23 protein-coding genes are annotated in these 23,331 nt (G+C 63.1%); 15 read left to right on the top strand and 8 right to left on the bottom strand.

Annotated features, from left to right (window positions below; translation table 11 throughout):
* Window positions 1-6: 6 nt before the first annotated feature.
* Entirely contained in the window at window positions 7-1,314 is a 1,308-nt protein-coding gene (locus F4U95_RS04140; protein ID WP_211363937.1) for a lipopolysaccharide biosynthesis protein, read from the bottom strand.
* 207 nt (window positions 1,315-1,521) lie between these two features.
* Here F4U95_RS04140 and F4U95_RS04135 point away from each other — a divergent pair, with 207 nt between their 5' ends.
* Window positions 1,522-2,292 (top strand): phosphocholine cytidylyltransferase family protein, encoded by a 771-nt coding sequence (locus F4U95_RS04135; protein WP_150424672.1) that lies wholly within the window; start codon window positions 1,522-1,524, stop codon window positions 2,290-2,292.
* A 288-nt stretch (window positions 2,293-2,580) separates the two neighbouring features.
* On the opposite strand, the gene F4U95_RS04130 is transcribed toward F4U95_RS04135, so the two are convergent.
* From F4U95_RS04130 to F4U95_RS04120, 3 genes are read right to left on the bottom strand one after another with little or no spacing between them, the layout of a single operon-like run.
* Window positions 2,581-3,006, bottom strand: a complete 426-nt coding sequence (locus F4U95_RS04130) for an HIT family protein (protein ID WP_150424671.1) — start codon at window positions 3,004-3,006, stop codon at window positions 2,581-2,583.
* Complete coding sequence (locus F4U95_RS04125) at window positions 3,003-4,106, bottom strand: CDP-alcohol phosphatidyltransferase family protein (protein WP_150424670.1); 1,104 nt, start codon at window positions 4,104-4,106, stop codon at window positions 3,003-3,005. Before F4U95_RS04125 ends, F4U95_RS04130 begins: the two co-directional genes overlap by 4 nt.
* The gene (locus F4U95_RS04120) at window positions 4,103-5,176 is read right to left on the bottom strand and encodes a CDP-glycerol glycerophosphotransferase family protein (protein WP_150424669.1); all 1,074 of its coding nucleotides are present in this window, start codon (window positions 5,174-5,176) and stop codon (window positions 4,103-4,105) included. The genes F4U95_RS04125 and F4U95_RS04120 overlap by 4 nt, the downstream gene beginning before the upstream one ends.
* 261 nt (window positions 5,177-5,437) lie before the next feature.
* Between F4U95_RS04120 and F4U95_RS04115 the strand changes: the two genes are divergently transcribed.
* From F4U95_RS04115 to lpdA, 10 genes are all read left to right on the top strand, one after another.
* Window positions 5,438-6,226 (top strand): succinate dehydrogenase iron-sulfur subunit, encoded by a 789-nt coding sequence (locus F4U95_RS04115; protein WP_056682788.1) that lies wholly within the window; start codon window positions 5,438-5,440, stop codon window positions 6,224-6,226.
* Window position 6,227: 1 nt separating this feature from the next.
* Window positions 6,228-6,689, top strand: coding sequence for a PaaI family thioesterase (locus F4U95_RS04110; RefSeq protein WP_150424668.1), 462 nt, complete (start codon window positions 6,228-6,230; stop codon window positions 6,687-6,689).
* Entirely contained in the window at window positions 6,686-7,798 is a 1,113-nt protein-coding gene (gene zapE, locus F4U95_RS04105; protein ID WP_150424667.1) for a cell division protein ZapE, read from the top strand. The genes F4U95_RS04110 and zapE overlap by 4 nt, the downstream gene beginning before the upstream one ends.
* A 344-nt stretch (window positions 7,799-8,142) precedes the next feature.
* Window positions 8,143-9,105 carry a malate dehydrogenase gene (gene mdh / locus F4U95_RS04100; protein WP_120249459.1) on the top strand — a complete coding sequence of 321 codons (963 nt, stop codon included), beginning with the start codon at window positions 8,143-8,145 and terminating at the stop codon, window positions 9,103-9,105.
* 57 nt (window positions 9,106-9,162) lie between these two features.
* The gene (locus tag F4U95_RS04095; protein ID WP_150424780.1) at window positions 9,163-9,459 is read left to right on the top strand and encodes a GIY-YIG nuclease family protein; all 297 of its coding nucleotides are present in this window, start codon (window positions 9,163-9,165) and stop codon (window positions 9,457-9,459) included.
* Window positions 9,460-9,517: 58 nt separating this feature from the next.
* Window positions 9,518-10,402 carry a succinate--CoA ligase subunit alpha gene (sucD, locus tag F4U95_RS04090; protein ID WP_093013212.1) on the top strand — a complete coding sequence of 295 codons (885 nt, stop codon included), beginning with the start codon at window positions 9,518-9,520 and terminating at the stop codon, window positions 10,400-10,402.
* Between the two features lie 89 nt (window positions 10,403-10,491).
* Window positions 10,492-13,287: a 2-oxoglutarate dehydrogenase E1 component gene (locus F4U95_RS04085; protein WP_120249461.1), complete on the top strand. Its 2,796-nt coding sequence runs from the start codon at window positions 10,492-10,494 to the stop codon at window positions 13,285-13,287.
* 8 nt (window positions 13,288-13,295) lie between these two features.
* Entirely contained in the window at window positions 13,296-14,546 is a 1,251-nt protein-coding gene (odhB, locus tag F4U95_RS04080) for a 2-oxoglutarate dehydrogenase complex dihydrolipoyllysine-residue succinyltransferase (protein ID WP_120249462.1), read from the top strand.
* Between the two features lie 41 nt (window positions 14,547-14,587).
* The gene (locus tag F4U95_RS04075; protein WP_120249463.1) at window positions 14,588-14,980 is read left to right on the top strand and encodes a lysozyme inhibitor LprI family protein; all 393 of its coding nucleotides are present in this window, start codon (window positions 14,588-14,590) and stop codon (window positions 14,978-14,980) included.
* 1 nt (window position 14,981) lies between these two features.
* The gene (lpdA, locus tag F4U95_RS04070) at window positions 14,982-16,382 is read left to right on the top strand and encodes a dihydrolipoyl dehydrogenase (protein WP_150424666.1); all 1,401 of its coding nucleotides are present in this window, start codon (window positions 14,982-14,984) and stop codon (window positions 16,380-16,382) included.
* A 108-nt stretch (window positions 16,383-16,490) separates the two neighbouring features.
* On the opposite strand, the gene F4U95_RS04065 is transcribed toward lpdA, so the two are convergent.
* A complete protein-coding gene (locus F4U95_RS04065; protein WP_150424665.1) occupies window positions 16,491-17,279 on the bottom strand; it encodes a hypothetical protein in 789 nt (262 codons plus the stop codon).
* Between the two features lie 20 nt (window positions 17,280-17,299).
* Window positions 17,300-19,357 (bottom strand): transglycosylase domain-containing protein, encoded by a 2,058-nt coding sequence (locus F4U95_RS04060; RefSeq protein WP_150424664.1) that lies wholly within the window; start codon window positions 19,355-19,357, stop codon window positions 17,300-17,302.
* Between the two features lie 108 nt (window positions 19,358-19,465).
* Here F4U95_RS04060 and F4U95_RS04055 point away from each other — a divergent pair, with 108 nt between their 5' ends.
* Window positions 19,466-19,663 carry a hypothetical protein gene (locus tag F4U95_RS04055; protein ID WP_120249466.1) on the top strand — a complete coding sequence of 66 codons (198 nt, stop codon included), beginning with the start codon at window positions 19,466-19,468 and terminating at the stop codon, window positions 19,661-19,663.
* A 20-nt stretch (window positions 19,664-19,683) separates the two neighbouring features.
* Here F4U95_RS04055 and F4U95_RS04050 read toward each other — a convergent pair whose 3' ends face one another.
* Window positions 19,684-20,994: an MFS transporter gene (locus F4U95_RS04050; RefSeq protein ID WP_150424663.1), complete on the bottom strand. Its 1,311-nt coding sequence runs from the start codon at window positions 20,992-20,994 to the stop codon at window positions 19,684-19,686.
* 130 nt (window positions 20,995-21,124) lie between these two features.
* On the opposite strand from F4U95_RS04050, the gene pgsA reads away from it, so the two are divergent.
* Genes pgsA through F4U95_RS04035 form a run of 3 tightly spaced genes read left to right on the top strand, consistent with a single transcriptional unit; the run spans window position 21,125 to window position 22,387 of the window.
* Window positions 21,125-21,688, top strand: a complete 564-nt coding sequence (gene pgsA, locus F4U95_RS04045) for a CDP-diacylglycerol--glycerol-3-phosphate 3-phosphatidyltransferase (protein WP_120249468.1) — start codon at window positions 21,125-21,127, stop codon at window positions 21,686-21,688.
* Window positions 21,689-21,692: 4 nt separating this feature from the next.
* The gene (gene moaD / locus F4U95_RS04040) at window positions 21,693-21,947 is read left to right on the top strand and encodes a molybdopterin converting factor subunit 1 (RefSeq protein WP_120249469.1); all 255 of its coding nucleotides are present in this window, start codon (window positions 21,693-21,695) and stop codon (window positions 21,945-21,947) included.
* A complete protein-coding gene (locus F4U95_RS04035; protein ID WP_150424662.1) occupies window positions 21,944-22,387 on the top strand; it encodes a molybdenum cofactor biosynthesis protein MoaE in 444 nt (147 codons plus the stop codon). Before moaD ends, F4U95_RS04035 begins: the two co-directional genes overlap by 4 nt.
* On the opposite strand, the gene F4U95_RS04030 is transcribed toward F4U95_RS04035, so the two are convergent.
* Window positions 22,384-23,313, bottom strand: coding sequence for a hydrogen peroxide-inducible genes activator (locus tag F4U95_RS04030; protein ID WP_150424661.1), 930 nt, complete (start codon window positions 23,311-23,313; stop codon window positions 22,384-22,386). The genes F4U95_RS04035 and F4U95_RS04030 overlap by 4 nt on opposite strands.
* Between the last annotated feature and the right edge of the window lie 18 nt (window positions 23,314-23,331).

The raw sequence follows: 23,331 nt of genomic DNA, 5'->3' as shown, positions 1-23,331 counted from the left end.
TTCCGATCAGTCCCGCATCGCGCGGCGGCTGGCCAGCCCCATCATCGCAAATCCGGCGAGCGACGCGGCGATATTGGCCATCGCCGCGCCCTTCGTGCTGTACAGCGGCAGCAACGCCGATTGCAGGGCCAGCAGCAACAGCGTCGATACGAAGGTGATGCGCAACGACAGGCCGGCCCGGTCGGTCGCCATCAGCAGCGGGCGATAGCTGACCCCGATCAGGTCGATGCAGGCCGCCACCCCCAGCATCAGCAGCAGCGGATAGGCCGGCAGGAAATCCTTGCCCGCGATCAGCCCCAGCAGCGGATGGCCGATGGTGACGATCAGGCCGATGATCACCGCGCCCGCCACCAGCGCCAGCCTGTTGGTGCGGCGGAACAGCGCGCTCAGTGCTTCTTTCCCATGGCTGCTGGTGCGCGACAGTTCGACGAAGATGCTGCGCGAAAGGAGACTGCTGATCTTGGTCAGCGAATTGGCGAGTTGGTTGGCGAGGCGATAGAGGCCCGCGCCGGTCGGCCCGACAAAGGCGCCCACGATCAGCACCGCGACCTGCTGGCCGATGGACGACAGGCTGGTTTGCAAGTTGGTGGCGGTCAGGAAGCCGATGATGCCGGGATTTTCCGTCCGCGCGTCCAATGCCCGTCCCGCGCACCAGCTGCCGATCCGCCCGCGCCCGACCTTGAGTGCCAATTGCCAGTAGCTCAAGGCGCAGAGCAGTTCGGCAAAGGCCCAGGCGATCAGGAATCCGCTGATGTTCGGCATCATCGCCAGCGCCACGCCCGCGCCGATCATGCGGCCGACCGGGATCATGGTTTCGGCGAAGGCGGCCGAATCGAACCTGTCGAACAGGCGCAGCACGCCGGTCGGGCTGGACCGGATGGTGATCATCATCACCATGCAGAAGGCCCAGACCTGCCACCCCATGTCCGGCCCGATTTCCAGCAGATTGCCGAATAGCAGGATGATGGCGGCGGCGATCAGCCCGCCCGCGAGTGCAGAGCCAAGGTCGATCAGGATGCAGAAACGCAGCACGCGATTGAGCGCATCGCCATTCCCGCTCGCCAGATGCGGCTGGCCATAGCGCACGACGATCTGCCAGCTGTCGAAACTCACCAGCGTCTTGATGACGTTGGCGGCGCTCAGCACCAGCGCGAAACGGCCGAAATCCTCCACCCCCAGCGTGCGGGTCACGATGGCCAGATAGGCGAGGCTGAGCACCGCGCCCACGCCCTTGCCGCCCAGCAGCCAGCCGGTATTGGCCAGGATACGGGCGAACCCGTCGCCAGCGGCTCCCGATCCGCGCTTGAACATCATATGGACTGCCGGTCCTTGCCTCGTGCCGGAAAATCCGTTCGCCCTGAGCCTGTCGAAGGGCCGCACTTTCTTCCGGCGCGGAAGAGAAAAAGCAGGGCTTCGACAGGCTCAGCCCGAACGGTTCTTTCAAGGGGGCCTTTAGGCGAGCGAAAGATCGAGTGCAAATGCCGCCTTTTTTTCGGCCAAATTGGCTTCTAAAGCGCGGTCATGACGATCAGCAAAGCCATCATCCTCTCCGCCGGCCAAGGCTCGCGCCTTCTTCCGCTGACCCGCGACGTGCCCAAGTGCATGATCGACTTCAACGGCCGCAGCCTCATCAGCTGGCAGGTCGCAGCGCTGGTGGCCAATGGCGTGACCGACATCGTCGTCGTCACCGGCTTCCGCACCGAACGGGTGGAGGATCATGCGCTGCAACTCTATCGCGACACCGGCGCGCGCATCCGCACCGTCTTCAACCCCTTTTTCCAGGTCGCCGACAACCTTGGCACCTGCTGGATCGTGCGGGAGGAGATGGACCGGGACTTCATCATCCTGAACGGCGACACCATCATTTCCGACGAGATCGTCGCGAAACTGGTGAACGGCGCGCAGGATGCCATCACCGTCACCGTCGATATCAAGGCGGACGGCGACTATGATGATGACGACATGAAGGTGAACCGGGATGCGACCGGCCGCCTGCACCATATCGGCAAGCGGCTGCTGCCCCCCGACACCAATGCCGAATCGATCGGCATGCTGGCCTTCACCGGCGAAGGCCCGGCCATCTTCCGCAACCAGATCGAACAGATGATGCGCACGCCCGAGGGCGTCGAGCGCTGGTATCTGCGCGCCATCGACATCATCGCCAAGGGCAATCGCGTCGGCACCGTCTCGATCGACGGGCTGGACTGGCAGGAGGTCGATTTTCCGCAGGATGTCGAGGCGGCGAACGCCTTGACGGCGAAGTGGGTGGCCGAGGGACGCTACGCGAAATAGGGTTTCGCGCGCTTAGCTTCGCACATTTCCCGCTCACCGCGCAATTTCATGTCCTATTGCGGACCGATTATTGCGAGCGGGGTCATGATAGCAAATGGTGCCGGTGTAGGACAGCGCACCTTCTCGTCACCCCAGTAAAGGCGCGCATATGACCCGTTCCCCGGCGCAGGCCGGGGTCCAGTTCAGAGCACGGACCTGGACCCCGGCCTGCGCCGGGGAACGGAAAGCCACAGGTTGAGCAGCAAGCGGCCAAATCTGCGCATCCCTCTCCCCCAAAGGGAGAGGATTTCAGGCGAAATAGCCCTTCAACCAATCCCGTAAGCTGTCCAACTCGCTGTCCAGCTTCACCGCCGCGCCCAGATCGGGCTGACCCGGCCAGCCTGCATCCGCCACCGTCACGCCGGCCGCGCTGCGTGTCCCTTCATAGCGGGGCAGGACGTGGAAATGGACGTGGGGGTCGACCATCATCAGCATCAGATAGTTGATGCGCGCATAGTCCACCGCCTTGCCCAGCGCTGCCTCGATCGCCGTCGTGACGGTCTTCAACTCCGCATGCGCTTCCGCCGGCAAATCGCCAAATGCCGTCGCGTCGCTCTTGGCGGCCAGAACCACCGACCCCAGCGTCGGCTGGGCCGGGCGCAGCAGCACAACCCAGTGCTCGAACTCCGCGATCAACGTAGCGGGCCAGCCGAACTTCTCGATCGTGGCGTTCACAGCGCCGCTTCCGCTTCGTCCATCCAGCTGACGATCGGCTTGCCCGACCGCGCCTGCCCATAGGCCTGCGCCAGTCGCACGGCATGGACGACCAGCGAAATGATCGTCCACCATGCCAGCGCGATCAGGCCAATATCGGGACGGCCGAACAGCAGCGCGACGAACAGGATCACCATGTTCGGGTTGCGCCGCGCCGTGATGAGGCGAAACTGGCTGTCGAATGGGCGCCAGACATGGATGTCCATCTTGAAGTCCTTAAGGAACATCCCCTCGATCAGCCGTTGCAGCACATAGCCCGCGATCACGGCCGTCATGATGAAGGCGAAGGTGCCGCCCGACAGGCCAAGGCCCCAATAGACCAGCCCCGTGCCCCAGAAATACCACCAGAAGGGCGGGTGGACGAGGTCGACGCCATGGTCGATCACATTACCCCATTTGGACGAGGTGATGGTGCAGCGGGCCAGCTTCCCGTCCACCGTGTCCAGCACCATGAAGATGAAACCGCACAGGAATCCGGTCCAGAACAGCCCCTTGGCAAACAGGAAGGTCGCGACGAGGCACAGGGTCACGCCGATCACCGACACCATGTTGGGCGTCATGCGCAGCTGCGCGGCGATGCGGGTCAGGATCAGCGCCAGTTCGGGCCACAGATATTTGGTCAGGACGTCGGTCACGCCCTTGTACGCGCCGAAATAGCTGCGACGCTCGATCTGCCGCCGGGATGCGGGGGTGAGTTCCCGCACCATCGGCTGCTCCAGCTTGCGCAGCTGGCGGTTATAGAGTTTGCGGCCGTCCGACAGGTCGATCACATGCGGCGCCGTCAGCGGATCGGTGCCCTGCGCCACCTGCCCAACGATCGGCGTGCCGCCCCACACGAACAAGGTGCCCGGCGTCTCCAGCACGAGCCGCAACAGCAGCGGATCGAAGGCGTAGGTGAGGTTGAACAGCAGCTCATGCCCCGGCGCGAGCGCGCTGCCATTCTTGGCCGCGCTTTCCGCCATGCGCCGGTTGCGCTCGGCATTGGACATGCCCCAGATCGGCGTCGCATTGTCGCCGATCAGGCGGACCGGGCCAAGGGTGGTGGTGATCGTCTGGCTCATACGCCCTTCTTCGCGAAATTCAGGATGAGGTCCGCCTGCCTTTGCGAGGCGGGGACCGGGGACAGGTCGATGGACTGCTGCATAGCCGCTTCCTGAGCAGCAACGAAGCCGGGTTGCAAGTCGTTCGCGCGGGCGAGCGCTTGCGGAAGGGCGTCGGCGCGTTCGATCACCTGACCCAGTTTCCAATGGGCAAAGGCGTCCCCCGACGCATCGCGATGGTCGAGATTGAGGAAGATACAGGGGCGCGGCTGGATGAGAAATTCATATACCTGGCTCGACACGTCGCCCAGATAGACGTCCGCGCTCATCGTATAGCTCATATCGATCGAATGGCGGCTGCCCATGTCGACGCGGATATGGGGGGCGCTACTGACGATCGGCGGCGCTTTTATCGCCAGCTTCGTGTGCGGGGCGATGATGACGTTCCAGTCCGTCAGCGACTCCAGCGCCGCTAGCATCGCCGGCCCATGGTTGATCCAGGACGACAGGGCCGGATCGAAATGTGGATTATAGAGCAGCACCGGCTTGTCGTCGGGGAAGAAGCGTTGGCGATCGGCCTTCAAATCGAATTTGGGATAGCCGCCGACAGCGACCGTTTCCGCCGTGCAAAGGCCCCGGTCGATCATGCGGCGGCGATCCTTCTCGCCCGCCACCAGCGTCAGGTCGAAGTCGCGATGGCGTTTCTTATAGCCGCCCTCTCGGTCGCCCGCGCCATGTTTGATGAGGATGAGACGCGAGCGAAACCCCGGCACGCGGCGCAGCCAGGCGCTGCTGATCTCGGTCGTCACCAAAGTCGGGAAGCGGGCGATGGTGGGATAGTTGAGGAGCAGAGTCGCGAGCCGCGAGGGCTGGCGGAACAGCGAGTCGGGGCGCGAGGGTGGGCGGCGCAGGCGGACCCGGCGGAGGCTGCCGGTGGGATCATAGCTTTCGACCAGCGCCAATATCTGGTCCGAAGGGGACAGGATGCTGACCCGCACGTCGGGCCGTCGCGCCAGTTCCAGCGCGGCGGGCAGCCAGTGGTAGAGCTGCTGCGCTTCGGCGATGGCAAGAAAGGCGATGTCGGTCGGCAAGAAAAGGCCTCAATGGATATATGTGCGTTCCCCGGCCTGCGCCGGGGAACAATATGGACCATGACGGGGGCGACTGGAATATGATCTTGCCGCTGCCCTAACGTGGCTGGCCACAGACGCAAGAAGCGGCGTTGATAATTGCAAGCCATTTGCAACAAGGGCTTGCGGGCAGATTCATGGTCCTCAGTGCTGGACCTTTGCGGAATTTTCGTTATGCGGACCCCCAACTAACAGACATCTTTCGAAGAGGCTCGACGAGCGATGGCCGAATTTGCGTTGCCCAAGAACAGCAAGATCAGCGGCAAGGGCGTGACCCATCCCGCGCCCGCCGGCGCGACCAATGTCCGCAGCTTCAAAGTCTATCGCTACGATCCCGACTCCGGCCAGAATCCGCGTTACGACACGTTCGAGATCGATCTGGACAGCTGCGGCCCGATGGTTCTGGACGCGCTGCTGAAGATCAAGAATGAATATGATCCCACGCTGACCTTCCGCCGGTCGTGCCGCGAAGGCATTTGCGGTTCCTGTTCGATGAACATGAACGGCCGCAATGGCCTCGCCTGCACCACCGCGATCGACGAATGCGCCGGCAAGGATGTGAAGATCACGCCGCTGCCGCACATGGACGTCATCAAGGATCTGGTGCCGGACTTCACCCATTTCTACGCCCAGTATAACTCGATCCAGCCCTGGCTGAAGACCGTGTCGCCTCCGCCGTCGGGCAAGGAGCGGCTCCAGTCGCCCGCCGATCGCGAAAAGCTGGACGGCCTGTATGAGTGCATTCTGTGCGCCTGCTGCTCGACCAGCTGCCCGTCCTATTGGTGGAACAGCGACAAGTTCCTGGGCCCGGCGATCCTGCTTCAGGCCTATCGCTGGTTGGCCGACAGCCGCGACGAATATACCGGTGAGCGTCTGGACGATCTGGAAGATCCGTTCCGCCTGTACCGTTGCCACACCATCATGAACTGCGCGAATGTCTGCCCCAAGGGCCTTTCGCCGGCCAAGGCGATCGCCGAAACCAAGAAGATGATGGTCGAACGGCAGCTGTAACTTGGCAAGCGACGGCGTTGCAGGCGGTCAGCCGCTGACCGAAGGGAAATGGGCGGGCTGGGCCGCATGGTCCGACCCGCATCCCGACACCTTCCTTCAGGCGATCGGCCGCGGTTATATGCGCGCCGAAACGGCGACCAAGGCACTGGTGGGGTTGGAAACGCGGTCCAGCCATCGCAACCGACTCGATACGCTGCATGGCGGTTTCCTCGCCGCCTTTGCCGACCATGCCTATTTCGGCGGCCTGTGGGCGATGGGGCATAAGGGTCAGATCAATGGCGTGACCATCGACCTCACCATGCAATATCTCGGTTCCGGCAAGGTCGGGCCGGATCTGTTTGCGGAGGTCGAAGTGCTGCGCGAAACCGGGCGGCTCTTCTTCCTGCGCATGCTCATCATCCAGGATGGTCAGCCGGTCGCGGCCTCCACCGCTACCGTACGCAAGCCTTCATTGCCCAGATGACCAGCGTGATCGCCCGCTATGATGCGCTGGTGCAGGCCGGCGAATTGCGGCCCGATCCGGACCAGCGGGCCGCGGCCGAGCGACTCGACCGATTGCAGCAGGAACTGGAAGCCGCGCCGGCGCGCGGATCGACCCTGTGGAAATTGCTGCGCAAGCCGCCGGAACCGCCACGCGGCCTTTATATGTGGGGCGGGGTAGGGCGCGGCAAATCGATGCTGATGGACCTGTTCTTCGACACGGTGCATGTCCAGCGCAAGAAGCGCGCCCATTTCCACGAATTCATGCTCGACGTGCATGCCCGCCTGGCACAGGCGCGCAAGTCGGAGACGGGCGACCCGATTCCGCCGGTGGTCGAATCGCTGGCGGACGAGGCGCGGCTGCTTTGTTTTGACGAGATGGTCGTCAACAATATGGCCGACGCGGCGATCATGTCGCGCCTGTTCACCGGATTGCTGGAAAAGCGGGTGACGATCGTCACCACGTCGAATCGCGAACCGGACGAACTCTACAAGAACGGCCTCAACCGTCAGCTCTTCCTGCCCTTCATCGACCTCATAAAGGTGAAGCTGGATGTGATGACGTTGAACGGGCCGGTGGATTATCGGCGCGACCGCCTGGGCGACGCGACCTTGTGGCATTGCCCCAACGGACCGGACGCGACGAAGGCCCTGTCCGACGCCTTCTTCCGCCTGACCGACTTTTCGGTCGAGGATCGGGCGAAGGTGCCGTCGGAGGAACTGGTGGTGCAGGGCGGGCGCACCATGCATGTGCCCAAGAGCCTGAAGGGCGTCGCCGTCTTCTCCTTCAAGCGGCTATGTGCCGAAGCGCGGGGCGCGCCGGACTATCTGGCGATCGCGCGTAAATATCATACGGTCATCATCGTGGGCATCCCCGTTCTGGGGCCGGAAAAGCGCAACGAGGCCGCGCGCTTCGTGACGCTGATCGACTCGCTCTACGAATATAAGGTGAAGCTGCTGGCGTCCGCCGATGCCGAGCCGATGCGCCTCTATCCCGAAGGCGACGGCGCGTTCGAATTCGAGCGGACCGTGTCGCGCCTCATGGAAATGCAGTCGGACGATTATCTGGCGCTCGGCCACGGGCCGAAATAAGCGGCCGGGCGCTTGCCCCACAAATCCCACGCAGCAATCGACTCATCGCCGGGCGGAATCCGCCTGTCCCATGTCGTGCGCGCCGTTCATCAGGACGCAATCTTATAGTGGAAAAACAGGTCGGGTGCCGTCGATCACGATGGCACCCGACAGGATACCTCTGCAGGGAAGGCTGAGGACCAGGGTAGAAGCCCTCAGCGACAGGGTGTGAATCGGTCTTAATGCAACTGCGAACGAATTGCAAAGATAATTTGCCTTTCAAGGATTTCGCCGTTGAAACCCCTGTTCGAAGGGCGTAGGCGAACCAGCAATTCCAGTAGTCAAGACTTGGAGGATGATTGCATATGGCCCGTAACAAGATCGCGCTTATCGGCGCAGGCAATATCGGCGGCACATTGGCGCACCTGGCGGCGCTCAAGGGTCTGGGCGATATCGTCCTGTTCGACGTCGTTGAGGGCGTGCCGCAGGGCAAGGCGCTCGATCTGTCGCAATGCGCTTCGGTCGAAGGCTTCGACGCGAAGATCACCGGTTCGAACGATTATGCCGACATCGCGGGCGCGGACGTCATCATCGTCACCGCCGGCGTGGCGCGCAAGCCGGGCATGAGCCGCGACGATCTGCTGGGCATCAACCTCAAGGTCATGAAGGCCGTGGGCGAAGGCATCGCCGCCAACGCCCCCGACGCTTTCGTCATCTGCATCACCAACCCGCTGGATGCCATGGTGTGGGCGTTGCGCGAATTTTCGGGCCTGCCGCACAACAAGGTCGTCGGCATGGCCGGCGTGCTCGACAGCTCGCGCTTCAACCACTTTCTGGCCGAAGAATTCCAGGTGTCGGCCAAGGACGTCACCAGCTTCGTTCTGGGCGGCCATGGCGACACGATGGTTCCGGTCATCGAATATTCGACCGTTGCCGGCATCCCCGTTCCCGACCTGATCAAGCAGGGCCGTTCGACCCAGGAGCGCATCGACGCCATCGTCGCGCGTACCCGTTCGGGCGGTGGCGAGATCGTCGCGCTGCTCAAGACCGGTTCGGCCTTCTATGCGCCCGCCACCAGCGCGATCGCCATGGCTGAATCCTATCTGGGCGACAAGAAGCGCCTGCTGCCCGCCGCCGCGAACCTGACCGGCCAGTATGGCATCGACAATCTCTATGTCGGCGTGCCGGTCATTATCGGCAAGGACGGCGTGGAGCAGGTCATCGAGATCGACCTGAACGACGAAGCCAAGGCGAACCTTCAGGTGTCGGTCGACGCGGTGAAGGAACTGCTGGAAGCGTGCAAGGGCATCGACCCCTCGCTGGCGTGATCAAGGAATAGTGAACCACCCCGGCGCAGGCCGGGATCCAGACGGGAAGTGCCCGTGATGGAAAGCCAGGCTTTCGTTTACATCATGGCAAATCGGCGGGACGGCACGATCTATATCGGCTCCACCGTCGAGCTTCCCAGACGAGTTTGGGAACATCGCAACAGCGTGGTTCCAGGGTTCACAAGGAAATATGAATGTCATCTGCTCGTCTGGTACGAGGTCCATGACAACCGGGAAGCCGCCAGGCTTCGCGAGCGGCAGATGAAGGAATGGAAGCGGGCCTGGAAGTTGCGGGAGATTGAGGGGTTCAATCCGGAATGGGCTGACCTCTACGATCGCATCGCGCAGCCATGAACGTTCGGAAACTGGACCCCGGCCTTCGCCGGGGTGGAATTGAAGGGTCAGACCGTCAATGAGCATTTTGATTAACAAGAATACCAAGGTCATCACGCAAGGGATGACCGGTGCCACCGGCACCTTCCACACCGAACAGGCGCTGGCTTATGGCAGCCAGATGGTCGGCGGCGTGACGCCGGGCAAGGGTGGCTCCAGCCACATCGGCCTGCCGATCTTCGACACTGTCGCGGAAGCCAAGAGCAAGACCGGCGCCGACGCCTCGGTCATCTACGTGCCGCCGCCATTTGCGGCCGACTCGATCCTGGAAGCGATCGACGCGGAAATCCCGCTGATCGTCGCCATCACCGAAGGCATCCCGGTTCTGGACATGGTCCGCGTGAAGCGCGCTCTGTCGGGCAGCAAGTCGCGCCTGATCGGCCCGAACTGCCCCGGCGTCCTGACGCCCGGCGAGTGCAAGATCGGCATCATGCCCGGTTCCATCTTCTCCAAGGGTTCGGTCGGCGTCGTGTCGCGTTCCGGCACCCTGACCTATGAAGCCGTGTTCCAGACCACCAACGCCGGCCTGGGCCAGACCACGGCCGTCGGCATCGGCGGCGATCCGGTCAACGGCACCAACTTCATCGACGTGCTGGAGCTGTTCCTGGCCGACGACGCGACCGAATCGATCATCATGATCGGTGAAATCGGCGGCGACGCGGAAGAACAGGCTGCCCAGTTCCTGATCGACGAAGCCAAGCGTGGCCGCAAGAAGCCGATGGCCGGCTTCATCGCGGGCCGTACGGCGCCTCCGGGCCGTCGCATGGGCCATGCCGGCGCGATCGTGTCGGGCGGCAAGGGCGACGCGGAAAGCAAGATCGCGGCGATGGAAGCAGCCGGCATCAAGGTTGCTGCCAGCCCGTCCGAGCTGGGTTCGACGCTGGTCGAAGTGCTGAAGGGCTAATCAGCCCCTATATATGACGCGGCCGGGCTGCACCCCGGCCGCTATTTTCCCGCTCCGCGACTGCACGCGGCTGGGATGGGATTAGGGTAATGGGTTACGAGAACCAGGAATTCGAGACAGAGCGAGGCCCAAGCTGGGCGCGCGACAATTGGCCGCTGAGCGAGACCGATGATCTGACCGGGGCAATGGACCCCACGCAGATGCAGGTTGCCGTGAAGGCCGCCGCCAAGGCCGCGGGCAAGGCCGTGTCGGACACCGACGCCGTTGCCGCCGCCGACGACGCCATCCGCGCGCAGTTGCTGATCCGCACCTACCGGGTGCGCGGGCATCTGGCCGCCAATCTCGATCCGCTGGGTCTGACCAAGCGTGACCTGCCGGCCGATCTGACGCCGGAATATCACGGCCTGACCGATCCCGCCAAGAAGGTCTATCTGGGCGGCACGCTGGGCGTGCAATATGCGACCGTGGCAGAGATCGTATCGATCCTGCGCGCCAATTATTGCGGCAATGTCGGCCTGGAATATATGCACATCGCCGACGTGGCGGAGCGCAAATTCCTTCAGGACCGTCTGGAAGGCAAGGACAAGGAAATCATCTTCACGCCCGAGGGCAAGAAGGCGATCCTGGCCAAGGTCATCCAGGGCGAACAATATGAGAAGTTCCTGGGCCGCAAATATGTCGGCACCAAGCGCTTCGGTCTGGACGGCGGCGAATCCATGATCCCCGCGCTGGAAGCGGTCATCAAATATGGTGGCTCTTCGGGCGTGCGCGAGATCGTGTTCGGCATGGCCCATCGCGGCCGCTTGAACGTCCTGGCCAATGTGATGGCCAAGGGCTTCCGCGTCATCTTCCACGAATTTTCGGGCGGCACCGCCAACCCCGAAGATGTCGGCGGTTCGGGTGACGTGAAATATCATCTGGGCACCTCGACCGACCGTGAATTTGACGGCGTGAAGGTCCACATGTCGCTGGTCCCCAACCCGTCGCACCTTGAAACCGTCGATCCGGTGGTGCTGGGCAAGGTTCGTGCGCAGCAGACCTTCCGCGACGATCTGGGCAAGCATGACCAGGTACTGCCGGTGCTGATCCATGGCGACGCGGCCTTCGCGGGCCAGGGCATCGTGTGGGAATGCCTCGGTTTCTCGGGCGTCCCCGGCTACAATACCGGCGGTTGCGTCCACTTCATCATCAACAACCAGATCGGCTTCACCACCAGCCCGCAATTCTCGCGCGGCTCGCCCTATCCGTCGGACGTGGCGAAGGGTGTTCAGGCGCCGATCCTGCACGTCAATGGCGACGATCCCGAAGCCGTGACCTTCGCGACGAAGCTGGCGATGGAATATCGTCAGGCCTTCCATCGCGACGTCGTGGTCGACATGTGGTGCTATCGCCGCTTCGGCCATAATGAAGGCGACGAGCCGGGCTTCACCCAGCCGTTGATGTACAAGGAAATCCGCCAGCATCCGCCGGTCAGCGACGTTTATTCGGCGCGGCTGAAGAATGAAGGCGTGGTCGACGACGACTATGTCAACAAGGTGACGGGCGATTTCGTCAATCATCTGGAAGACGAGTTCGAAGCGTCCAAGAGCTACAAGTCCAACAAGGCGGACTGGTTCGCCGGTCGCTGGTCGGGCCTGCACAAGCCTGCCGACGCGGAAACCTCGCGCCAGAGCGTCGAATCCGCGATCAGCAACAAGCTGTTCGACGGCCTGGGCAAGACGCTGACGACCGTTCCGGAAGGGCTCAACGTCCACAAGACGCTGACGCGCGTGCTCGCTGCCAAGGCGGAAATGTTCAAGTCCGGCGAGAATTTCGACTGGGCGACCGGTGAGGCTCTGGCCTTCGGCTCGCTGCTGTCGGAAGGCTATGGCGTGCGCCTGTCGGGTCAGGACTCCGGACGCGGTACCTTCAGCCAGCGTCATGCGGTCTGGACCGATCAGGACAGCGAAAACAAATATATCCCGCTGTCGACCGTGCCGCATGGCCGGTTCGAGGTGCTGGATAGCCCGCTGTCCGAATATGGCGTGCTGGGCTTCGAATATGGCTATGCTCTGGCCGATCCGAAGGCTCTGGTGATCTGGGAAGCGCAGTTCGGCGATTTCGCCAACGGTGCGCAGATCATCTTCGACCAGTATATCGCTTCGTCGGAAACCAAATGGCTGCGTTCCAACGGGCTCGTCTGCCTGTTGCCGCACGGCTATGAAGGGCAGGGTCCGGAGCATAGCTCGGCGCGTCTGGAACGCTTCCTTCAGCTTTGCGCCGAAGGCAATATCCAGGTCGCGAACATCACGACCCCGGCCAACTACTTCCACGCGCTGCGTCGTCAGATGCTGCGGCCCTTCCGCAAGCCGCTCATCATCATGGCGCCCAAGTCGCTGCTGCGTCACAAGGGCGCGGTCAGCAAGGCCGAGGATTTCCTGGGCCAGACGCACTTCAAGCGCATCCTGTCGGACCCCAACGGGTCGGCGGACAAGGATACCAAGCGCCTGATCCTGTGTTCGGGCAAGGTGTTCTACGACCTGATGGACGCCCGTGACGCCGCCGGCGACAGCGATGTGCAGATCGTTCGTATCGAACAAATCTACCCGTTCGCGACCGAAGCCCTGGCCAAGCGCATCGAGCGCATGACCAATTTGGAAGAGGTCGTCTGGTGTCAGGAAGAACCGCGCAACAACGGCGCATGGTTCTTCGTTGAACCCTATATCGAGGAAGCGCTGGCTAACGCCGGCAAGGCGCCGATGCGCGCCCGCTATGCCGGTCGCAAGGCGTCCGCTTCGCCCGCCACGGGCCTGGCGTCGCGCCATGTGTCCGAACAGGGTGCCCTCGTCGCCGATGCGCTGGGTCACAGCGTCCGTGAAGAAATCCGTCGCCAGAAGAAAGGCTGATCAAGCTCATGGCTACCGAAGTCAAAGTCCCAACTCTGGGCGAATCCGTTACCGAAGCAACCGTGGGCCAGTGGCTCAAAAAGCCCGGTGAAGCCGTCAAGGTCGACGAGCCCATCGTTTCCCTCGAAACCGACAAGGTCGCGGTCGATGTGCCTTCGACCGTCGCCGGTGTCATGGGCGACATCATCGCCAAGGAAGGCGACACGGTCGAAGTCGGCGCGCTGCTGGCTTATGTGAACGAAGGCGGATCGGCCGCTGCCGCGCCCGCGCCTGCCGCTGCTGCACCCGCCGCCAAGGCGGAAGCCGCTGCGCCGGCACCGGCCGCCTCGGCCCCTGCCGCTTCGGACGACGAAGATGGCGGCAACCTGACCCTGTCGCCGGCGGTTCGCCGTCTGGTGCTGGAACATGGCCTTGACCCCAGCAAGATCAAGGGCACCGGCAAGGACGGCCGTCTGACCAAGGACGACGTCACCGCCGCCGCCGCCGCTGGTACTGCCAAGGCTGCTGCCGGTGCCGTTGCCGCTGCGCCTGCCGCCGACGCGCCTGCCGCTGGCCCCAGCCGCAAGCAGGAACGGGTCAAGATGACCCGCCTGCGTCAGACCGTCGCCAAGCGTCTGAAGGAAGCGCAGAACACCGCTGCGCTGCTGACGACCTATAACGACGTCGACATGACCAACATCATCGAAGCGCGTGCCAAATATAAGGATCTCTTCGAAAAGAAGCATGGCGTCCGTCTGGGCTTCATGGGCTTCTTCACGAAGGCCGTCTGCATGGCGCTCCGCGACATTCCGGGCGTGAACGCACAGATCGAAGGCGACGAGATCGTCTATAACGACTTCTGCGACATCTCGGTCGCCGTGTCGGCGCCCACGGGCCTCGTCGTGCCGGTCATCCGCAATGCCGAGGCGCTGAGCGTCGCGGACATCGAAAAGACCATCGGCGGCTTCGGCAAGAAGGCCAAGGAAGGCAAGCTGACCATGGAAGATATGAAGGGCGGCACCTTCACCATCTCCAACGGCGGCGTGTTCGGTTCGCTGCTGTCCAGCCCGATCATCAACCCGCCCCAGTCGGCGGTTCTGGGCCTGCATCGCATCGAGGAACGCCCGGTCGTCCGCAATGGTCAGATCGTGGCGCGTCCGATGATGTATCTGGCGCTCAGCTACGATCATCGCATGGTCGACGGTCGCGAAGCGGTGACCTTCCTCGTTGCGGTGAAGAACGCTATCGAGGATCCGACCCGTCTGCTGATCGACCTGTAAGAGGTCAGCAGGCATAAGGCGGCCATAGGATGGAGGACGGAATGAGAAAATTTGGAATTGCCGTAGCGATTGCGTTTCTGTTGCCCGTCTCCGCCTATGCCGCCAGTTGCGATGCGCCTCGGAACGGGTTCGACAACGTCTATTGCTTCGCCAAGGTCTATATGGACCTGGATCGCCAGCTGAATGAAAATTACGTGGCGTTGATGAAGCTGTTGAACCCGGCCCAAAAGCAGGTGTTGCGTGATGGTCAGCGTGGCTGGATCGCCGCGCGGGACAAGCAATGCTATCGCAGCGAAGGCAATTCGAACGCCGTTAATATCGACTGCGCGCTCAGCACGACGCGCGGCCGTATCCAATTTCTTTCCGACCGTCTGGCGGAATGTCGCGGCACCGGCTGTAATCTGAGCAAGCTGGGTCGCGTGGGAGATTCGTGAAATGAGTGACTTCGACTATGACGTCCTGGTAATCGGCGCCGGCCCCGGTGGTTATGTCGCCGCGATCCGCGCGGCGCAGCTTGGCCTCAAGACCGCCTGCGCCGAAAGCCGCGAAACGCTGGGCGGCACCTGCCTCAACGTGGGCTGCATCCCGTCCAAGGCGCTGCTGCACGCGTCGGAACTCTATGACGAGGCCGCCAACGGCGCGCTCGCCAAGCTGGGCGTCAAGATCGACAAGATGAGCCTAGACCTGCCCACCATGCAGGGCCAGCGCGTCGACGCGATCAAGGGCCTGACCGGCGGCATCGAATATCTGTTCAAGAAGAACAAGGTGACCTGGCTCAAGGGAATGGCCAGCTTCACCGGTGCCAACACCGTCGAAGTGAACGGCGAAAAGGTGACGGCGAAGAATATCGTGATCGCTACCGGTTCGTCGGTCGCGCCGCTTCCGGGCGTCGCGGTAGATAATGCAGGCGGCAAGATCGTCGATTCGACCGGCGCCCTGGAACTGGACAAGGTGCCGGGCCATCTGGTCGTCGTCGGCGGCGGTGTCATCGGTCTGGAACTGGGCAGCGTGTGGAAGCGCCTGGGCGCGAAGGTCACTGTGGTCGAATATCTCGACCAGATCCTGCCCGGCATGGACGGCGAAGTCCGCAAGGAAGCCAACAAGATCTTCAAGAAGCAGGGCTTCGAGTACAAGCTCGGCACGAAGGTCACGGGCGCCGAAGTCGGCAAGAAGGGCGTGACCCTGACCGTCGAACCGGCCGCCGGTGGCGATGCTGAAAAGATCGAGGCCGATGTCGTCCTCGTGTCGATCGGTCGCCGTCCCAATACCGAAGGGCTTGGCCTCGACAAGATCGGTCTGGAACTCAATGCGCGCAGCCAGATCGAAACCGATCATGACTTCGCGACCAAGGTTCCGGGCGTCTGGGCGATCGGCGACGTCATCCCCGGTCCGATGCTGGCGCACAAGGCCGAGGACGAAGGCATTGCCGTGGCCGAGAATATCGCGGGCCTGACCGGCATCGTGAACCATGACGTGATCCCCTCGGTGGTCTACACCAAGCCGGAAATCGCGGGCGTGGGCCTGACCGAAGAAGCGGCCAAGGAAAAGGGCGCGATCAAGGTCGGCAAATTCCCGATGATGGCGAACAGCCGCGCGAAGACCAATCACGAACCGGACGGTTTCGTGAAGATCATCGCCGACGCCGAAACCGACAAGGTGCTGGGCGTGTGGATCATCGCGACCGTTGCCGGCACGATGATCGCGCAGGCGGCGCAGGCTATGGAATTCGGCGCGTCGAGCGAAGACATCGCCTATACCTGCCACGCGCACCCGACGCACAGCGAAGCGATCAAGGAAGCGGCCATGGCCGTGCGCGGCAAGCCGATCCATATGTGATCGGTTCGCTTATCGCGAATATCAGGGAAGGGGCCTCCGCAATGCGGGGGCCTTTTTCTTTTTGGGTGGCGCTGCTGGTATCGTTTGGGCGAGGCTGCTACGCTGCCCTTATCGTTCGATCCGCTCGAACGGTATCAGGCCATTATCGGACAAGCTGTGCCGCAGGGTATCGGCATAACGATGTGCGAAGGCTTCGCGCTCACTACGTGGACGCGCGAAATACAGGTCGATGAGGTCGCCAATGTCCTCGCCTCGGGCCGCAGGCGTTTCGACCTTCGACAGCCAGTCGAACCAATGGCCGATTTCATGCAGCAGTGTTCGGTATAATTGCGTGGTTCGCAAGGATTCCAGACTGGTCGAGATCAGATAATTCCTGCCTGTTCGGCTGACGGCATGGCCATCGGATCGTAGCCTGTCCAACTCCTCGCTATCTTCACGATCGAGGCTGGTAGACCATTTCATGATGCTCCCAGCCTCGACAGCTTCCAGAAATAGCGTCGGCCCGCTCAATACGGTGTTGGTTCCGCTGAATGCGATGTCTGCTTCATAATAGAGGCGGCCCCATACGGGATTGAGCATTCGTGCCTTGCGCGTGGGTTGTCGAAAGACAAAGGTCTTCAGTCCAGCCCAATCTGCCGGCGGAATGTGAGACAGCATGAAGGTCAGGTCGGCGACAGTAGATGCGTGGGCACAACCACCATTGGTTTGCTCGACAATGAAAGTGACCAGCCTGCCATTTACATCATGATGCACTTTTTCGTGCGCGCCAATTTGCGCGGCACATCCTTGCCGTTCGCCTGGCAAGCGCGGGATGACCATGCGGTTGTCAGCGCCATGGCCCTGCTTCGATGTCCCGATATTCCGGTTACGCCGGGTGGCATTATAGGGTGATGACATTGCCTCGTCTCCAATCCCTACTACGGCCCACCATCCTCGCCTTCGCCCGGCTGCGTCGGCGCGATCCGGGGCGGCGGTGCGCCGTCAGACGGTACCGGCGGGCGCTGGTCGATCGGCAACCGTATCTGCCCTCCGCCGATATTCACCGTCATCCCGCCTTCATCCACGCCCACGCCAACATTGCCGATGCCGGTTTCCACCGTGATATTGGCGATGGCGTTGACCAGATCGGGGTCTTGCTCGGCGTCGGATGTATCCTCGACCGGCTCGTTGATCGCGCCGCTCATGAAATTGCGCCAGATGCGCGCGGGTACGCCGCCGCCGGCCGCGCCGCCGGGCAGGGGGGCGTTGTCGTCATTGCCGATCCACACCGCCGTCACCAGCCCGCCTGCATAGCCCACGAAGATGGCATCGCGGCTGTCCTGCGTCGTGCCGGTCTTGCCGAAAGTGCTGGTACGCAGCGCCGCCGCGCTGCCGGTGCCGCGATTGGCGGCGGACGACAGCAGGTCGCGGATCATTTCCAGCTGATCGTCGCTGAACTTGCGCTGGCGCTGCATCAGCTTCTCGAACCAACCCTGTTCCTCCGGCGGCAGGCCATGGGCGACCACCGGATAGGCGCCCGCCGCGACCGAGGCATAGGCCTCCACCAACTCCACCAGCGGAATTTCCGATGTGCCGAGCGCCAGGCTCAGATCCTCGGTCAGCGGCGCGGTGACGCCCAGGTCGCGGGCGACCTTGATGACATTGTCGACGCCGACCTTCTGCGTCAGCCGCACCGCCGCGACATTGCTGGACGCGGCAAAAGCCTGGCGCAGGGTGATGCGCCCGCGATATTTGCCGCTATGATTGGCCGGGCGGTATGTGCCGGTGGTGATCGGCGTATCGTCGATCATGTCGTCCGGCGTCATGCCCGCGCGAAAGGCGGCCAGATAGACGAACAGCTTGAAGGTCGACCCCGGCTGACGCTTGGCCTGCACCGCACGGTTGAAACTGCTCTTCTCGTAATTCTTGCCGCCGACCATGGCGACGACGCTGCCGTCGGGCTTCATCGCCACCAAAGCCGCCTGTGCCCCGCCCAGCGGGGCGCGACGGATCGCCGCTTCGGCAAGCCGCTGGATACGCCAGTCGAGCGTGGTTGCCACCTCCTGCTCGCCATAGACGGCGCCGGCCCGGTCGCGCGCCTGCGGCAGTACCCAGTCGGCGAAATAGGTGCCGCTGGTCGGATCGGGATCGTCATGCACGTTGAGGCGGACTGGGGGCAGGGCGTTGCGTTCCGCCTGGCTGATATAGCCGGCATCGACCATCGCCTGCGTCACCAGCGCGGCGCGGGTGCGTGCGCCCTTCAGGTTGGACGTGGGGGCAAGGCGCGACGGCGCCTTCAGCAGCCCCGCCAGCATCGCGGCTTGCGGAATGGTCAGCCGGTCGGGCGACCGGTTGAAATAATGCAGCGCCGCGGCGCGTAGCCCGTACACATTGTCGCCGAAATAGACGTTGGAGAGATATCTCTCCATGATCTGATCCTTGGTCAGCCAGGCTTCCAGCCACATCGCGATCAGCGCCTCGCGCGCTTTGCGGCCGAAGGTCCGGTCGCTGGAGAGGAACACGCCCTTTGCCAACTGCTGCGTGATGGTGCTGCCGCCCTGCGATGATCCGTCCGACCAGATATTATGCCACATGGCGCGCGCGATGCCGCGCGGGTCGACGCCCCAATGGCTCTGGAAGCGCCTGTCCTCGATCGCCATGAACGCTTGCGGCACATGGGCGGGGAGTTCCGCGACCGTCACCGGCTTGTCGATCACCGCGCCGCGTCGGGCGATCAGATGGCCGTCCGCCGACATCAGGCTGATCGCGGGCGGAGCGATGGGCTTGAGCGATCGCGATAGCGGCGCCGTGACCGCCAGCCAGGCGATGATGATCATCAGCACGGCCAGGCCGGCCGCCGCCACCCATCCGGCAATCTGCACCCGTCGGCGCCAGGGCGTTGGACGCGCGAAAGCGCTGGGCGGGCCGGCGCCAAAGGGGCGTTCCGACGCGGCGGGGGCATCGACAGGGTGGGACTCGTTCATCTCTTCGTTCATGCTGTATTATTCACATCATACAGTCAAGTCTGTCCCGCACCGGGACAGGCCGATTTTAACCACAAAATGCACTGGCCTTAATGGTAAATATTTCGTTAACCCGTGGTCATGCGAAACCGACCTCTCGTCCTCACCACCGAATCGGCCCGCCATCCTTTTCGCCAGCGGCTGCCGGCCCATGTGCTGCGCGTGGCCGAAAAAGGCTCCGCGCGCGCCAGGCGCCTTAGCAATGACGACAGCGACTGGAAGCTGTTCGGCCTGAGCTTCGTGGCCTTTTTCACGGCCTTCTACAGCTTCATTTTCTGAATAGCGGACCGGGCAGCCGGTCAATGGCATAAGGGGCCGTCACAGGCCTTGTGCAGCGCCCAGGCCATGGCCGCGCAGGGCAGCGTCAATATCGCGACCAGCAGCAACTGCATCACCACCGATACGCCTGCGATGCTGAGGCCAATGGCGCAAAGCGATCCAATCACCATCGCACCGGAATTGACGATATTGTTCGCTGCCACGGTGCGTGCGGCTTCGCATTTTTCGACCGTGGTGGTCAGGAAGGCGTAGAGCGGCACCACGAACATGCCGCCGAACGTCGCGACGCCCAGCAGGCAGAAGGACAGCGGAATGGCGAGCGGATGGGCCAGGAAGCCCGTCAGCGACAGCATCTGGCCATTGGCGGCCGGCGTCCACAGATCGCACACGATGTGGAAGGCGACGATGCACAGGCCCATGCCGATGACGGAGGCGGGGGCATATTTGGCCGATACATGGCCCTGCAACAGCCGGTTGATCGCGATGGAACCGATGGCGATGCCGATCGAGAAGATGGCGAGGAACAGGCTGGCGACCGGCTTGTCGGCGGTCAGCACATTCTTCACCAGCGGCGGAAACTGGATGAACAGGATGGAGCCGACCGCCCAGAACAGGCTGATCGACATGATCGCCAGGAACAGCCGGCGGATGTGCATCGTGCCGCGCACCAGCCTGACCGAGGACCGGATGATGTGGAAATCGATCGGCTGCGCTTCCAGCAGCGACGGGGCCGGCGGCACCTTGCGCCCGGCGACATAGCCGATCAGCGCGGTGATGATGATGCCGACGGCGGCGACCTGAACCGGGATGATGCCGGCGAGAATCGTGCCGGCCAGAATCGCGATATAGGTGCCGGCCTCGACCAGCCCCGTGCCGCCCAACACTTCGTCGTCATGCAGATGCTGGGGCAGGATCGCATATTTGATCGGGCCGAAAAAGGTCGAGTGAATGCCCATGGCGAAGAGCGCGGCCAGCAGCAGCGGTATGGCCAGCGTATGGATGGCGATCCCGCTCCAGATCAGCGCGAGTCCCGTCGCGCCCACCACCATGATCCCGATTTCCGCCGCCTTCACCCATCGGATGATGACGGCCTTGTCGCGCTGGTCGGCCAACTGGCCTGATAGCGCGGACATCAGGAAAAAGGGCAGGATGAAGACGCCGGTGGCCAGCGCGCTGAACCAGGTTTCCGACCGTTCGTCGTTATACACCTGATACACGACGAACAGCACCATCGCGTTCTTGAACAGATTGTCGTTGAACGCACCCAGCAGCTGAGTGATGAAAAGCGGCAGAAAACGGCGCTTGTTCAAGAGCCTGAGAGAGGCTTGCATGGATAAGGGGGTCTTCTTTCCCGTTAGCGACCGGGGCGGGGTCTAGCCGCTGGCGACGTCCATGTCCAATAGCGTTGAACGGGATACAGTCTGGCTTGTGCCCCGACCCGGACTGTGGCACTTCGCGGCCATGCTGACGCTGCCCAATTTGCTGACGCTTTCGCGCATCTTCACCGTGCCGCTGCTGGTGGCACTCCTGTGGCCGGCTGAGCTGGGCGCGCGCTGGACCACCGGCTATGCGCTGGCTTTCGGCCTTTACTGCCTGATGGGCATTACCGACTATTTCGACGGCTATCTGGCCCGTGCGCAGGGGACCGTGTCGAAACTGGGCGTGTTCCTCGATCCGATCGCGGACAAGATCATGGTCGGCGCGGTCATTCTGATGCTGGCGGCGACCCGCGATATTGCCGGCATCCACATCGCCGCCGCGATGATCATCCTGCTGCGGGAGATCGCGGTGTCGGGCCTGCGCGAATTTCTGGCGGGCTTGCAGGTGTCGGTCCCGGTATCCCGCCTCGCAAAATGGAAGACGACCTTTCAGATCATCGCGCTGGGCGCATTGATTCTCGCCGGCGCCGTCCCGCATTTCCCCTTCGTGCAACTGGTCGGCATCGCCACGCTCTGGGCCGCCGCTATTCTGACGCTGATCACTGGCTGGGATTATCTGCGCGTCGGCATCAAGCATATGGACTGACGATGTGATCACCATCGTCTATTTCGCCTGGGTCCGCGAAAGCATCGGCCATGACGAGGAGCGGGTGGAACGCCCGGCGCCGGGCGTCACAGTCGCCGACCTGATCGCGCAGTTGGCCACGCGCGGCGGCGGCTATGCGCAAGTTTTGAGTGATCCCGCCAAGTTGCGCGCCGCGATCGACCAGCGTTTCGTGCCGCTCGACACCGTCATCGGCGATGCCAAGGAAGTCGCGCTCTTCCCCCCGGTCACCGGCGGATGAAGCGGATCGCGATCCAGGCGGAGGATTTCGACGTCGCCGCTGAACTGACCGCGCTGGAAGCACTGGGCGGCGGCGGCGTGGCCAGCTTCACCGGCATCGTACGGGGCGAGGGCAGCCTGATCGCGCTGGAGCTGGAACATTATCCGGCGATGACGGCGGCGCAGGTCGACCGCATCGTGGACGAAGCGCTGGCCCGCTGGCCGCTGCTGGGCGTCAGCATCATCCACCGCTTCGGCCGTCTGGAACCGGGCGCGCGCATCGTCTTCGTCGGCACCGCGTCCCGCCACCGCACCGCCGCGCTGGAAAGCTGCGCCTTCCTGATCGACTGGCTGAAATCCGACGCGCCCTTCTGGAAGAAGGAGCATTTCGCCGACGGCGCCACCGCATGGGTCGCCGCCCGCGCGGAGGATGAGGCGAAAGCGAAGGGCTGGACGGCTTAGGCCGCCTCGGGCAACCGGCAACTGGTCACCGCCGCATCCCGCAAAATCCCCGCGAGCAGGTGAAATTCCTTCTCGCGCGGACTGTTACGCCGCCACACCAGCGCGATATCGCGCGACGACCGTGCCGAATCCACGGGCCGCGCGGTGATGTTCGTATGCTCCAATATCCCGCTGGCGATCGCCATTTCCGGGATCATCGTCACGCCCAGCCCATTGTCGACCATCTGGATCAGCGTGTGCAGCGACGTGCCCATCATCGTCGTGCTGGCGCGCAGGTCAGGCCGGTTGCATGCCGCCAGCGCATGGTCCTTCAGGCAATGCCCGTCCTCCAGCAGCAGCAGCTTGCTCTCGTCGATCATGTCCGGGTCGATCCATTCGGGCGGATTGGTCGGCTCGTCCTTGGGAAAGGCGACATAGAGCCGGTCCTGAAACAGGATTTCGCTCTCCATGTCGCCCATGGGGAAGGGGAGGGCCAGCAGCACGCAATCGACATTACCATGGCGCAGCGATTCGATCGCCGCCTGGCTCGTTTCCTCACGCAGATAGAGTTTGAGTTCGGGCCGATCGCTCCGCAACCGGGGCAGCAGGCGCGGCAACAGGAAGGGGGCGATGGTCGGGATCACGCTCATGCGCAGTTCCCCGCTCAGTGGCTTGCCCGACGCCTGCGCGATCGCCGCCAGTTCCTCCGCCTCGCGCAGGACGCGATGCGCCTTCTCCACGATCCGGTCGCCCAGCGCCGTAAAGCGCACAACCCGCCGCGTCCGCTCCACCAACGTCACGCCGATCAGCGATTCCAGTTCGCGGATGCCCGCCGACAGGGTCGACTGGGTGACGAAGCAGCTATCGGCCGCCTTGCCGAAATGGCCCTGTTCCTTCAGCGCAACCAGATATTGCAGCTGTTTCAACGTGGGCAGGTAACTGGACATTTATCGGCTTCCTCGATC

Origin of the sequence: Sphingobium limneticum (genome assembly GCF_008710165.1) — a bacterium.
Classification (GTDB): domain Bacteria; phylum Pseudomonadota; class Alphaproteobacteria; order Sphingomonadales; family Sphingomonadaceae; genus Sphingobium; species Sphingobium limneticum.
The sequence above is the reverse complement of the archived record's forward strand: the minus strand, read 5'-3'. Positions and strand labels throughout refer to the sequence as shown.